The organism is Streptomyces sp. NK08204, assembly GCF_020400585.1.
Lineage (GTDB): Bacteria > Actinomycetota > Actinomycetes > Streptomycetales > Streptomycetaceae > Streptomyces.
In genome coordinates this window covers 12,204-25,357 of record NZ_JAINVF010000009.1, presented here as the reverse complement: position 1 = coordinate 25,357, position 13,154 = coordinate 12,204, and the positions used below count along the sequence as shown (strand labels likewise).

Genomic DNA, 13,154 nt, shown 5'->3' with positions numbered 1-13,154 from the left:
GTTCAGATGCTCTCTGTGCTGAGTCGGTCGGCGGGTGTCTGGGCCTGGATCGCCGTGATGGCGACGGTGTTGACGATGTCCTGGACGAGCGCGCCCCGGGAGAGGTCGTTGACCGGCTTGCGCAGGCCCTGCAGCACCGGGCCGACGGCGATCGCGCCGGCCGAGCGCTGCACGGCCTTGTAGGTGTTGTTGCCCGTGTTGAGGTCGGGGAAGATCAGAACCGTTGCCTGCCCGGCGACCTCGGAGTCCGGCAGCTTGGTCGCGGCGACGGACGGCTCCACCGCCGCGTCGTACTGGATCGGCCCCTCGATCTTCAGGTCGGGGCGCCGCGAGCGCGCCAGCTCGGTGGCCGCGCGCACCTTGTCCACGTCGGCGCCCGAGCCGGACGTACCCGTGGAGTACGACAGCATCGCGATCCGCGGCTCCACCCCGAACCGTGCGGCCGTGCCCGCCGACTGGACGGCGATGTCCGCGAGCTGCTCGGCGTTCGGGTCCGGGTTGACCGCGCAGTCCCCGTAGACCAGCACCTTGTCGGCCAGGCACATGAAGAAGACGGAGGAGACGATCGCGGAGTCCGGCTTCGTCTTGATGATCTCGAACGCGGGCCGGATCGTGGCCGCCGTCGAGTGCACCGAACCGGAGACCATGCCGTCGGCCAGGCCCTCCTCGACCATCAGGGTGCCGAAGTAGTTCACGTCCGACACGACGTCGTAGGCCACCTCCACGGTCACGCCCCGGTGGGCGCGCAGCCGGGCGTACCGCTCGGCGAAGGAGTCGCGCAGCTCGGAGGTGGCCGGGTCGATCAACTGGCTGTCACCGAGGTCGATACCGAGGTCGGCGGCCTTCTTGCGGATCTGGTCGACCGGTCCGAGCAGGGTGAGGTCGCACACCCCGCGGCGCAGCAGCACCTCGGCTGCGTGCAGCACCCGTTCCTCGGTGCCCTCCGGCAGCACCACCCGCCGCCTGTCCGCGCGGGCCTGCTCCAGCAGCTTGTGTTCGAACATCATCGGGGTGACCCGGTCGCTGCTCGGCGCCGAGACCCGGCGGGCCAGGTCGGCGGTGTCGGCGTACCGCTCGAACAGGCCGAGCGCCCGCTCCGCCTTGCGCGGAGTCGCCGCCGTCATCTTCCCCTCCAGAGAGAACAGCTGCTCGGCGGTGGGGAAGCTGTTGCCGGACACCGAGATCACCGGGGTGCCCGGGGCCAGGCGGGCGGAGAGGGTGAGGATCTCCTCGCTCGGCACCTCGTCCAGGGTCAGCAGCACACCGGCTATCGGCGGGGTGCCGGCGCTGTGCGCGGCGAGCGCGCCGATGACCAGGTCGGCCCGGTCCCCGGGCGTGACCACCAGGCAGCCCGGGGTCAGCGCGGCCAGGAAATTCGGCAGCATCGCCCCGCCGAAGACGAAGCCCAGCGCGTCCCGGGCGAGCCCCGAGTCGTCGCCCAGCAGCACCTTCGCGTCGAGGGACTGGGCGATCTGGGCGACCGTCGGCGCGGACAGGACAGGCTCGTCCGGGAGCACGTACGCGGGCACCGGCAGCCGCTTCGCGAGCCGCTCGGCGATCTCGTCGCGGTCCTCCGGGGCCACCCGGTTGGCGACCATGGTCAGCACGTCGCAACCCCGCCCGTCGTACGCCCGGTACGCGTTGCGGGTCTCCGCCAGCACGGACTCCGCCGTCTGCCTGCGGCCACCCACCACCGGGATCACCGACGCGCCGAACTCGTTGGCCAGGCGGGCGTTGAGGGCCAGCTCGTCCGGGAGCTGGGTGTCGGCGAAGTCGGTGCCGAGGACCAGGACGACGTCGTAGTCCCGGGCCACCCCGTGGAAGCGGTCGACCAGCGCCGAGACCAGCTCGTCGGTGCCGCGCTCGGCCTGGAGCGCGGACGCCTCGTGGTAGTCCATGCCGTAGACCGTCGCCGGGTCCTGGGGGAGGCGGTACCGGGCACGCAGCAGCTCGAACAGCCGGTCGGGCACGTGGTGCACGAGCGGGCGGAACACACCCACTCGGTCGACCTGCCGGGTCAGGAGCTCCATGACTCCCAGCTCGACGACCTGGCGGCCGTCGCCACGGTCGATCCCGGTCACGTACACACTGCGTGTCACGCGTGCTCTCCGATCCGTCTCGCTGCCGTCGACATCATAAAAATCGCCCACCGAGGTGAGCTGAACCCTCTTGACAATACCCCTCACGCTAGATAAGGCGCCCGTCAAAAGTTCGCCCCACCGGCAGACGTGAAAGAATCGGTAGCGGCTCACCGGCATTCGAAAGCGAGCAGGAGACACAGCACGATGCGCATCGGAGTTCTCACCGCAGGCGGCGACTGCCCCGGCCTGAACGCCGTGATCCGGTCGGTCGTGCACCGGGCGGTGACGCAGTACGGCGACGAGGTCATCGGCTTCGAGGACGGCTACCGGGGTCTGCTCGACCGCCACTACCGCACCCTCGACCTGGACGCGGTCAGCGGCATCCTGGCCCGCGGCGGCACCATCCTCGGCTCCTCCCGCCTGGAACGCGACCGGCTGCGTGAGGCCTGCACCAAGGCGACCGACATGGTCGAGGAGTTCGGCATCGACGCGCTGATCCCGATAGGCGGCGAGGGCACGCTGACGGCGGCCCGCATGCTCTCCGACGCGGGCCTGCCGGTCGTCGGCGTGCCGAAGACCATCGACAACGACATCTCCTCCACCGACCGCACCTTCGGCTTCGACACCGCCGTCGGCGTGGCCACCGAGGCCATGGACCGGCTGAAGACCACCGCCGAGTCCCACCAGCGCGTGATGGTCGTCGAGGTCATGGGCCGGCACGCCGGCTGGATCGCCCTGGAGTCCGGCATGGCCGCCGGCGCCCATGGCATCTGCCTGCCCGAGCGCCCCTTCGACCCCGCCGACCTGGTCAAGATGGTCGAGGAGCGCTTCGCCCGCGGCAAGAAGTTCGCGGTCGTCTGCGTCGCCGAGGGCGCCCACCCCGCCGAGGGCACCATGGACTACGGCAAGGGCGAGATCGACCAGTACGGCCATGAGCGCTTCCAGGGCATCGGCACCGCGCTGGCGTACGAGCTGGAGCGCCGCCTCGGCAAGGAGGCCAGGCCGGTCATCCTCGGCCACGTGCAGCGCGGCGGCACGCCCACCGCCTACGACCGCGTCCTCGCCACCCGCTTCGGCTGGCACGCCGTCGAAGCCGCGCACCGCGGCGAGTTCGGCAAGATGACCGCACTGCGCGGCACCGACATCGTGATGGTGCCGCTCGCGGAGGCCGTCACCGTGCTGAAGACGGTGCCGAAGGACCGCATGGACGAGGCGGAGTCGGTCTTCTAGTAGCCGGACCCCTTTCCGTAGCCGGTCCGTCGTCGTAGCCGGATCCGTCGTCGTAGCCGGACCCGTTCTCCTCTAGCCGGTCCTGCTCTCGACCGCCGCCCAGAAGCTCTCGACGATCCGGTCGAGGAACTCCTTCCCGGACTCACTGGCGCTCCTGCTGCCGCCACCCCAGCTGAGGGTGGCGGCCATGTGCCCCTGGTAGTCCTGGTGCAGTTCCTGCAGGACGTCCTCCAGGACACCCGTGTCCACGGGAGCCAGCTTCATCACCGGCCGCACATACGCCTGCCAGCGGGTGCTCACCGCGCTGTGCAGCAGGTCGGCGAGTTTCGCCTCGCGGCCCGTGACGGCCACGAAGTCGGGCAGGGCCAGTTGCAGCGCCTGCGCGAGCGCGGCCGACTGGCGCTCGTTGCCGCGCCAGGTCCCGCTCTCCTCCATCCGCAGATACGCCGCAAGGTCGAGGCCGACGGTGCGGGCCACGTCCTCCGGCGCGATCCCGCGGGCGATGCGGTGCTCGCGCAAGGTGTGGGGGCGCCCGATGAGTTCCCCCGGAGAACACCACAACGCCCCCGCGAGGGCGGTGAGTTCCGGGCTGCTCGGGGAGGCGGTGCCGCGCTCCCAGGCGGTCACGAGGTCGGGCGTGACGTACGGAAGCCCGTACGAGGCCCGCATGCCGTAGGCGACGTGCTCGGGTCCCATGCCGAGCGCGGCACGCAGCCTGCGGGCGGCCGGGGCGTTGAACGGGGGAGCAGCTGAGGGTTGGCGCACCCGGCACAAGGTAGGGGTGCGAGCATGCGGACGACTACCGTCGGTTCTGCCGAGATCACGGACCGTGGAATCGTAGGTTCCCCTCGGACGGCGGAACGTGACACCCGGTGTCACCTGCCGTGACTTTGTCCAGTCAGGTCAATGAGTCTGCGCGGGACAGGGCTACGGCGGCTTCGGCGGGGGCGTTGGCACGGGAATAGGCGTCGGCGGCCTTCAGCCAGTGGGCGCGTGCCGTGGCGGGGTGGCTGAGACCCTCGTGGTTGTGGGCCAGTTGGCTGAGAGCCTGGCCGACCCGATACCAGTCCCCGAACTCCTGGTGTATCTCGCCGGCATGTCCGAATGCCTCGTTCGACTGGTCGATCCGGTCCGATCCCTGCAAGGCGAGGCCGAGATTGTGCCAGGCCACGCCCTCACTGTGGCGGTCGCCGGTGGCCTGGAACAGGTCGAGGGCATGGGTCAGGGCGTCGATGGCCTCGTTCATCCGGTGCCCCTCCCCCAACACGTTGCCGATGTTGAGCCACGTCCTGGCCTCGGCGATGTGGTCGCCGGTGGCCTGGAACAGGTCGCGGGCGCGGGTCAGGGCGTCGATGGCGTCGTCCAGACGGCGCGCTCGTGCCCTGGTGATACCGAGGTTGACCCATGCCATGGCCTCGTCGGTGCGGTCGCCGGTGGCCTGGAACAGGTCGAGGGCATGGGTCAGGGCGTCGACGGCCTCGTCCAGACGGCCCGCCCTGCTCAGGGCGTTACCGAGGTTGCCCCACGTGGTGGCTTCGTCGTAGCGGCTGTCCCCGAGCTGGTGCGCGGCTTCCTGGGCGGCGCGGGTGACGCTCACCAGGTCGTCGAAGTAACGCCGCCAGTCCAGGTATGTGGTCAGGCACTGGCCCAGCGCCATGGCCACGTCCGCGTGTCCCTCCTCCGATGCCCATTGCACTGCCGCCACCAGGGCCGCCCGCTCTCCGTCCAGCCAGGCCAGAGCCTGACCGGGGTCCGCGAACCGCTCCGGCTCCGGCGTCCCCGGCAACCAGCGCAAGCGGGTGTCGGCCGCGTCCGCCCACCGCAGATAGAACCCGAACAACCGGTCCCGTGCCGCTTCCCGCTCCTCGCGGAGGGCCGCGTCCCCGGCGCCCACCCGGGCGGTGAACGCGCGCACCAGGTCGTGCATCCGCCAGCGGTGTTCGGACGACAGCCCGTCCCCGACGACCGGCGTGACGAGATAGGTGGCGGCCAGGTCTTCCAGCACACGCACGGCGTCCAGCAGGTCCAGGCCGCCCAGCGCGGCGACCGCCTCGGTGCTGACGTCCCCGCCGGGAACCAGCGCCAGCAGCCGCAGCAGCCGGGCCTGCTCGTCCGGCAGTCGGCGGTACGACGTCTCCAGCACCGGCCGCAGGGCGAGCGAGCGGCCGTACAGGTCCGCCCCCGGACTGCCGCTGTCCAGAACGCGGCTCGGGTCCCCGGCCTGCTCGATCTCGGCGACCAGGGAGGCGATGCCCCGTATCCGGCGCCGGCGGAGCATCGCCGCGGCGATCTGGAGGGCCAGCGGCAGATGGCCGCACAGCTCGGCGAGCCGGTGCAGGGCCTCCGGCTCCCGTCCCGGCCGGTCGTCGCGCTCGTCGGCGTCCAGCAGCGCCCGGGTCAGCAGGGCCACCGAGTCGGCCGGGTCCAGCGTCTCCAGGTCGATGAGCCGGATCGGCAGGGCGTCCTGGCGGTCCCGCGACGTGATGAGGACCCGGTGGCGGTCGGTGCCGGGCAGCAGCTCACGGAACTGCGCCGGGTCCGACACGTTGTCGAGGACGATCAGCGTCCGGGCCCGGCCGACGAGGGCGTCCCGGTACGCGTCGTGCTGCCGTGCCGTCGTCGTCGGCAGCTCGGGCCCCTGCACGCCGAGCACGTCCAGCAGGGCCAGTACCGCCTGGTCCGCGGTGACCGGGTTCTCGTCGTATCCGCGAAGATCCACGAAGAGCGTGCCGCCGGGGAACCAGCCCTTCCCGCACGCCCGGTGCGCCGCCTCCAGCGCGAGCGCGGTCTTGCCGATGCCGCCCATGCCGGTGAGCGCGGAGATGACGATGGGCGGTGCGCTGTCGTCCGAGGCGGGCGCGAGGCAGGGCAGCAGGCGGTTCAGCTCCTCCCCGCGGCCGGTGAAGCCGAGGGGCCGGAGCGGGAGCGTGGCGCTGGCGCGCGGGACGGGGCCGTGGACGGTGGCCCTGCCGCTACCCGGGGCACTACCGGCCTCCGACCCGCTTTCCGATGACGGGCCCGTGGAAGGTCGAGCCCCGGAAGTCGATGTGGTCGCCCCCGTAGCCTGCTTGGGGCCCCTCCTCAGAGCTGTCGGCAGCCGAACTCCCGCTCTGCCGCCGATACTTGCGCAGGACGGCCATCGCCACGGCCGCCGCCTGCTGGGCCGCCCGCTCCTGCCAGCCTCCGGCGTCGTCCTTGGCCTTGTCGGGATTGGCGTGGTCGCTGATGCCCCGCACCACCAGGGCGTCCCGGCCCTCCAGATGGGCCGCGTGAGCCGCTCCCGAGCCCTCCATCTCGAAGGCGGCGGTGTCGTTGTAGTTCTTGCGGATCAGCCGGGCGATCTCGGACTCGTCGTCGGCCAGGACCACGTCCCCCGTGGCGATCGGCTTGAAGTGCGCCCGTACGTCCGGCATGTCCCGCACCGCTGAACGTGCCGCCTGCACCAGCGCGTTGGCTCCGGACCACGCCTCGGGGCGCACCTGGAGCCCGTCGGGTGTCGCCTTGCCGCCGTGGATGGCGTACACCTTGGTGCCCACCACGACGTCCCCGAGACCGATGTCGTCCTTGAGGCTGCCCGCCACCCCCACGAACAGCACGGCCTGCGGGCGCAGCCAGCCGATGAGCGACGCGGTCAGCGCGGCGGTGATCCGGGCGCCCTCGCCCAGCTCGGCGGCGGCGACGCGCCACGGAGTGCCGGGCAGGCGGCCCACCTCGACGATGGTGCCGTTGCCGGGATGTGTCAGCTCCTCCCGCTCCTCGATGTAGGGGCGCACCGCCGCGTATTCCAACGCGAGCGCGGTCAGGACCAGAACGGTGGGCTCAGTCTGCGGCACACTCATAAGGTACTGCCGGGGGGAAGGGGTTGGAGTGCCGGAACGAGACGTCACCGTGGGGCAGTTGCTGCTCACCGAATACCAGACGATCAAGGACGAGCAGAAGACACGGATCGGGTTCCGGGACAACCTGCTCTACGTCACCCTGACCGTCGTCGCCGCGGTGATCGCCGCCGCCGCCCAGGCCGAGCGGACGGAGATGCTGCTCGCGCTGCCGCCGGTGTGCGTGGTGCTCGGGTGGACGTATCTGGTCAACGACCAGAAGATCTCGGCGATCGGAGCCTATGTGCGCGGCGAGCTGGGACCCCGGCTGGCGGAGCTGGTGCGGGCGGAGGGTGCGCAGGTCTTCCAGTGGGAGGTCGCGCACCGGGGGGACGCCCGGCGGTTCTCCCGGAAGGTCGTGCAGTGCGTGGTCGACCTGCTGGCCTTCTGCGTCGTGCCGCTGAGCGCGCTGGTCGTGTACTGGGCGGGCGGTGAGGTCTCGGCGGGACTGGGGGCCCTGTCCGTGCTGGAGGCGGGCTCGGTTGTCGGGCTGGGGGTGTACATCGTGCAGTACGCCCTGCCCTTCGGGCCGGGGGGCGGCGCAGGGTGAGCGATCACATCGACTTCCAGGGAGGGGGGTTCCACGCGCCGGTCATCGGCAAGGCCGAGTACCGGCAGCAGGCGTCGGCGCCGGCGCCGACGGCGTTGGACGCGCTGCCGCCGAGGGCGACCGGATTCACCGGACGTGACGGGGAGTCGGGGCGGCTGCGAGCCGCGCTGGACCGTCCGAGCCGCGACCAGGCCGCCCTCGTCACCGCCGTGTCCCGGGCTCGGCGGCATCGGTTCCCCGGGGCGTGCTCTTCGTGGACTGCACGGGTACGACGACACGCCGGTCACCGCAGACCAGGCACTCCACTCGCTGCTGCGTGCGCTCGCATCAGGTACGGGCTCCTGCTGCCGGGCGGCAGACGGCACCGGGTGCTGGTGGCTTCGCGGGACCGGCTCCCTCAACCGGGGCCGGGCTCGTGCCGTTCTCACACGCCTAAGCCGTCCAGGCCCGCGTCCGCGCCCAGGCCCTCACCGCCCCTGAGACACCCACCGATAGACCAGTTCCGGCCTCCCCACCTGCCCGTACACCGGCTTCCGCTCGGCCCGCCCCGCCTCCACCAGGTGCTCCAGGTACCGTCGCGCGGTGATCCGGGAGATTCCGACGGTCACCGCGACCCCCGCCGCCGTGAGCCCCTCCTTTGCCTCCCGCAGGGCCGAAGTCACCCGCTCCAGCGTCGGCCCGCTCAATCCCTTCGGCAGCGCCGCAGGTGACGGCGCGCGCAGGGCCGCCAGTGCCCGGTCCACCTCGTCCTGCCCGCTCGCCTCTCCCGCCGCGCCGCGGAACTCGGCGTACCGCGCCAGCCGGTCCCGCAGGGTGGCGAACGTGAACGGCTTCAGGACGTACTGGACGACGCCCAGCGAGACACCCTCCCGGACCACGGCCAGGTCCCGTGCGGACGTCACCGCTATGACGTCGGCATGATGCCCCGCCGCCCGCAGCGACCGCGCCAGCTGCAGGCCGTGCACATCCGGCAGGTGCAGGTCCAGCAGCAGCAGGTCCACCGGCGTACGGTCCAGGAACCTCCGCGCCTCCGCCCCCGTGTGCGCCTTGCCCACCGCCACGAACCCCGGCACCCGGCCGACGTAGAGCACGTGCGCGTCCGCGGTGACCGGGTCGTCCTCCACGACGAGGACCCTGATCGGCCGCGACTGGTCGGCCGTCTGCCGCCCGTTCGTCATGCGCCGTCACCCACCGCCGTGCGCAGCGGCAGCCGCACCTCGAACACCGCGCCGCCCTCCTCGGCCTCCGTCACGCTCAGCGTCCCCTCGTGCCGTGTCACCGCCTGCTGTACCAGGGCCAGTCCCAGGCCGCGCCCGCCCGGCCCGGCGGGCTTCGTCGAGAACCCCCGCTGGAATACCAGGCCGGCGTGGGCCGAGTCGACCCCCGGGCCGGTGTCGGACACGCGCATCACCAGGTCGGTGTCCGACGCGTACGCCGTCACCGTGACCCGTGCCCGTACGCTGCCCTGCGCCGCGTCCACCGCGTTGTCGATGAGGTTGCCGAGGATCGTCACCAGGTCACGCGCGGACAGACTCCCGGGCAGCAGTCCGTCGTCGAGGCGGCTGTCCGGGGACACCACCAGCTCCACGCCCCGCTCGTTCGCCTGCGCCGTCTTGCCCAGCAGCAGAGCCGCCAGCACCGGCTCGCTCACCGCCGCCACCACCTGGTCGGTGAGGGCCTGTGCCAGTTCCAGTTCCGCCGTCGCGAACTCCACCGCCTCCTCGGCGCGGCCCAGTTCGATCAGCGAGACGACCGTGTGGAGCCGGTTCGCGGCCTCGTGCGCCTGGGAGCGCAGCGCCTGCGTGAAACCCCGCTCCGAGTCCAACTCGCCCATCAGCGATTGGAGTTCGGTGACATCGCGCAGGGTCGCCACCGTGCCGCGGCGTTCTCCGCCCGACACCGGTGAGGTGTTCACCACCAGCACCCGGGTCGCGGTCAGGTGCACCTCGTCCACCCGCGGCCCGGAGGCCAGCAACGCGCCCGTCAGCGGGGCGGGCAGGCCGAGGTCCGCCACGGAACGGCCCACCACGTCCTCCTCGTCGCCCACGCCCAGCAGCTCCCGGCCGCCGTCGTTGATCAGCGCCACCCTGTACTGCCCGTCCAGCATCAGCAGGCCCTCACGGACCGCGTGCAGGGCCGCCTGGTGGTAGTCGTGCATCCGGCTCAGCTCGGCCGCGTTCATCCCGTGGGTGTGGCGGCGCAGCCGGGCGTTGATGACGTACGTGCCGACCGCGCCCAGCAGCAGCACGCCGCCCGCGACCCCGAGCAGGGCGGTGACCTGGTCCTGCGCCCGGCGGCTGATCGCCTCCACCCTGATGCCTGCACTCACCAGGGCGACCACACGGCCGTCCTCCTCGACGGGCGTCACCGCGCGCACGGACGGGCCGAGCGTGCCGGTGTACGTCTCGGTGAAAGTGCGGCCGTGCTGGGCGGGGCCGATGTGGCCGAGGAAGCGTTTGCCGATCTGCCTGCGGTCGGGGTGGGTCCAGCGGATGCCGGAGGGATTCATGATCGTGACGAAGTCGACGTCCGCGTCCCGGGTGACCTGGAGGGCGTACGGCTGGAGCTGAGCGCTGGGGTCGGCGGTGCGGACCGCGGTGCGGACCGCGGGGGAGTCGGCGATGGTGCGGGCCACCGCGCTCGCCCGGCCGGTCGCCGCGTGCACCGCCTGCCGCTGGTCGTTGACGTACGTGAACAGCGCGTAGCCGGCCACCACCACCGCGAGCAGCACGGCCTGCATGGCGAAGAGCTGGCCCGCCAGGCTGCGCGGTCGGCGGAGGGTGGGAAAGCGCATGTCAGCAGTGTGCCTCTCCGGCCGGCCGGGAACTAAATGTGCCCCGTGGGCCGCGGGGCACGTGAACTAAATGAACGGAAGGGTGACCGCCCTCACAGGGCGGGAGATAGTCACGGCATTCCCCAGCAACGCCCGGACGTGAGCCGCACGCCGGTTGTTCACCGACGAAGACGTCAAGGAGGGCAGTCGTGGCCGCCAGCACCCCCGACACGGCACCTGCCGCACCCGCTGCACCCGCTGTGCACCGGGACCGCACCCATTACCTGTACATCGCCGTCATCGTGGCGGTCGCGCTCGGTATCGCCGTGGGGCTCATCTGGCCCGACGCCGCGGTGCAGCTGAAGCCGCTGGGCGCGGGCTTCGTGAACCTGATCAAGATGATGATCTCGCCGATCATCTTCTGCACGATCGTGCTCGGCATCGGGTCCGTGCGGAAGGCCGCCAGGGTGGGGGCCGTGGGCGGTATCGCCCTCGGCTACTTCCTGGTGATGTCGCTCGTCGCGCTCGCCATCGGGCTCGTCGTCGGCAATGTGCTGCACCCGGGCGACGGGCTGCACATCACCGACGCCATCAAGGCGTCCGGGCACGACCAGGTCTCCTCCGACGCGCTGCCGCCGGTCGACTTCGTGCTGTCGATCATCCCGAAGACCTTCGTCTCGGCCTTCACCGAGGGCCAGGTCCTCCAGACGCTGCTGGTCGCGCTGCTCGCCGGGTTCGCGCTGCAGGCCATGGGGCCGGTCGGCCAGCCGGTGCTGCGCGGCATCGAGCACGTCCAGCGGCTCGTCTTCCGCATCCTGTCGATGGTCATGTGGGCCGCGCCGATCGGTGCCTTCGGCGCCATCGCCGCCGTCACGGGCTCGGCCGGCCTGGACGCGCTCAAGAGCCTGGCCGTGCTGATGCTCGGCTTCTACGTGACCTGCTTCCTGTTCGTCTTCGTCGTGCTCGGCGCGCTGCTGCGGGTCGTCGCCGGAGTGAACGTCCTGTCGCTGTTCAAGTACCTCGCCCGCGAGTTCCTGCTGATCCTTTCCACCTCTTCCTCCGAGTCCGCGCTGCCGCGGCTGATCGCGAAGATGGAGCACCTGGGCGTCAGCAGGCCGGTCGTCGGCATCACCGTGCCGACCGGCTACTCCTTCAACCTCGACGGCACCATGATCTACATGACCATGGCGTCCCTGTACATCGCCGACGCGCTCGGTACGCCGATGTCCGTCGGCGAGCAGATCCCGCTGCTGCTCTTCCTGCTGCTGGCCTCCAAGGGCGCGGCGGGCGTCAGCGGCGCCGGGCTCGCCACCCTGGCCGGCGGTCTGCAGTCGCACAAGCCCGCGCTGGTCGACGGCGTCGGCCTGATCGTCGGTATCGACCGGTTCATGAGCGAGGCGCGGGCGCTGACGAACTTCGCCGGCAACGCGGTGGCCACCGTGCTGGTGGGTACCTGGACGAAGGAGATCGACCGGGACCGGGTCCGGCGGGTCCTCGCCGGCGAGCTGCCCTTCGACGAGACGACCCAGCTGGACGACGCGGCCGAGCCGACGGCCGCCGAGCTCCCCGAGCCGCGGGACGGAGCGCTGGCGAAGGCCTGACCCGCACAAGCGGGCCTGCCTCGTACAGGTCCGCACATACTCCGGACGCCCGGCCCCGCCTGAACCCGGGCCGGGCGTCCGGTCACCGCCGCCGGGCGGCTGAGTCTGCCCCGTTCACTCAGCCGTCCGGCTTCTTGTCCTCACTCACCCCGGCCGCCGAGCTCCCCGAGCCGCGGGACGGAGCGCTGGCGAAGGCCTGACCCGCACAAGCGGGCCTGCCTCGTACAGGTCCGCACATACTCCGGACGTCCGGCCCCGCCTGAACCCGGGCAGGGCGTCCGGTCACCGCCGCCGGGCGGCTGAGTCTGCCCCGTTCACTCAGCCGTCCGGCTTCTTGTCCTCACTCACCCCGGCCACCAGCGCGGCGGCCGTGGAGGCGGGCACGCCCGCCGCGGTCAGCGCCGTGACCGCGGCCGAGCGGCCCGCCTCCTGCGCTGCCACCAACCCGTCGTTCACCGCCTCCGTCACCGCGAACAGCATCTGCTCGTGGACGTAGGCGAGGGCAGGCGCGGGCAGGGGAGAACGGAAGACGCCCTCGTCCAGGCCGCGCTGCAGCAGCCGGACCGTGTTCTCGCGCAAGGGGGCGAGACGCTCGCGGATGCCCTGCACGGTGACCGTGCGCTGGGCCAGGGCGACCAGCAGCCGGTAACGGTCGGCGATCTCCCAGACGGCGAGCACCGACCGGGCCACCGCCTCCGCCGGGTCGGCGACCCCTTCCCGGGCCCTCGCGTCCGCCTCCGCCAGCGCTTCGACCGCCCCGTCGACCAGCGTGCTGATCAGCGCCTCGCGGCTCGGGAAGTGGCCGTACACGGTCCGCCGTACGACTCCCGCGGCGCGTGCGATCTGGTCCATGGAGGCGTCGGGGTCGCGTAGCAGCTCGGCGAGGGCGACGTCGAGGATGCGGCGCCGGTTGGCGTCGGCGCGGCTGGTGTTGCCCGTGGTCATGACGGCCATTCTGCACGTCCTTCCTGACTTGCACAGTGATGTGCAACGGCGTACATTTGCGCATGGTTGTGTAATTGCACATTGATGTGCAACACCGTC

General features: G+C 71.7%; 10 protein-coding genes. 3 read left to right on the top strand and 7 right to left on the bottom strand.

All coding sequences use genetic code 11. From position 1 onward, the window contains the following. Positions 1-2: 2 nt before the first annotated feature. A complete protein-coding gene (gene pta, locus K7G59_RS16075; RefSeq protein WP_225834707.1) occupies positions 3-2,099 on the bottom strand; it encodes a phosphate acetyltransferase in 2,097 nt (698 codons plus the stop codon). Positions 2,100-2,285: 186 nt separating this feature from the next. Between pta and K7G59_RS16070 the strand changes: the two genes are divergently transcribed. Further along, positions 2,286-3,311, top strand: a complete 1,026-nt coding sequence (locus tag K7G59_RS16070) for an ATP-dependent 6-phosphofructokinase (RefSeq protein WP_225834705.1) — start codon at positions 2,286-2,288, stop codon at positions 3,309-3,311. A gap of 72 nt (positions 3,312-3,383) precedes the next feature. On the opposite strand, the gene K7G59_RS16065 is transcribed toward K7G59_RS16070, so the two are convergent. From K7G59_RS16065 to K7G59_RS16055, 3 genes are all read right to left on the bottom strand, one after another. Then, positions 3,384-4,085, bottom strand: coding sequence for a helix-turn-helix transcriptional regulator (locus tag K7G59_RS16065; RefSeq protein ID WP_225834703.1), 702 nt, complete (start codon positions 4,083-4,085; stop codon positions 3,384-3,386). 124 nt (positions 4,086-4,209) lie between these two features. Then, positions 4,210-6,117 (bottom strand): tetratricopeptide repeat protein, encoded by a 1,908-nt coding sequence (locus K7G59_RS16060; RefSeq protein WP_374114238.1) that lies wholly within the window; start codon positions 6,115-6,117, stop codon positions 4,210-4,212. A gap of 178 nt (positions 6,118-6,295) precedes the next feature. After that, entirely contained in the window at positions 6,296-7,150 is an 855-nt protein-coding gene (locus K7G59_RS16055; RefSeq protein WP_225834701.1) for a 5'-methylthioadenosine/S-adenosylhomocysteine nucleosidase, read from the bottom strand. A 28-nt stretch (positions 7,151-7,178) separates the two neighbouring features. Between K7G59_RS16055 and K7G59_RS16050 the strand changes: the two genes are divergently transcribed. Further along, positions 7,179-7,736, top strand: coding sequence for a hypothetical protein (locus K7G59_RS16050; RefSeq protein WP_225834699.1), 558 nt, complete (start codon positions 7,179-7,181; stop codon positions 7,734-7,736). Positions 7,737-8,203: 467 nt separating this feature from the next. Here the strand turns inward: K7G59_RS16050 and K7G59_RS16045 are convergent, their stop codons facing one another. Beyond that, positions 8,204-8,914, bottom strand: coding sequence for a response regulator (locus K7G59_RS16045; RefSeq protein WP_225834697.1), 711 nt, complete (start codon positions 8,912-8,914; stop codon positions 8,204-8,206). Further along, on the bottom strand, positions 8,911-10,530 hold the full coding sequence (locus tag K7G59_RS16040; protein ID WP_225834695.1) for a sensor histidine kinase: 1,620 nt from the start codon (positions 10,528-10,530) through the stop codon (positions 8,911-8,913). The genes K7G59_RS16045 and K7G59_RS16040 overlap by 4 nt, the downstream gene beginning before the upstream one ends. Positions 10,531-10,718: 188 nt before the next feature. Here K7G59_RS16040 and K7G59_RS16035 point away from each other — a divergent pair, with 188 nt between their 5' ends. Continuing rightward, a complete protein-coding gene (locus K7G59_RS16035) occupies positions 10,719-12,110 on the top strand; it encodes a cation:dicarboxylate symporter family transporter (RefSeq protein ID WP_308295050.1) in 1,392 nt (463 codons plus the stop codon). A 318-nt stretch (positions 12,111-12,428) separates the two neighbouring features. On the opposite strand, the gene K7G59_RS16030 is transcribed toward K7G59_RS16035, so the two are convergent. Continuing rightward, positions 12,429-13,064, bottom strand: a complete 636-nt coding sequence (locus K7G59_RS16030; protein WP_225834693.1) for a TetR/AcrR family transcriptional regulator — start codon at positions 13,062-13,064, stop codon at positions 12,429-12,431. Positions 13,065-13,154 lie beyond the last annotated feature (90 nt).

Bases quoted from the DNA above. Each gene is read 5' to 3' on its own strand.
- K7G59_RS16070 (WP_225834705.1), top strand. From the start codon at position 2,286: ATGCGCATCGGAGTTCTCACCGCAGGCGGCGACTGCCCCGGCCTGAAC.
- K7G59_RS16060 (WP_374114238.1), bottom strand. From the start codon at position 6,117: ATGGGCGGCATCGGCAAGACCGCGCTCGCGCTGGAGGCGGCGCACCGG.
- K7G59_RS16055 (WP_225834701.1), bottom strand. From the start codon at position 7,150: ATGAGTGTGCCGCAGACTGAGCCCACCGTTCTGGTCCTGACCGCGCTC.
- K7G59_RS16045 (WP_225834697.1), bottom strand. From the start codon at position 8,914: ATGACGAACGGGCGGCAGACGGCCGACCAGTCGCGGCCGATCAGGGTC.
- K7G59_RS16040 (WP_225834695.1), bottom strand. From the start codon at position 10,530: ATGCGCTTTCCCACCCTCCGCCGACCGCGCAGCCTGGCGGGCCAGCTC.
- K7G59_RS16030 (WP_225834693.1), bottom strand. From the start codon at position 13,064: ATGGCCGTCATGACCACGGGCAACACCAGCCGCGCCGACGCCAACCGG.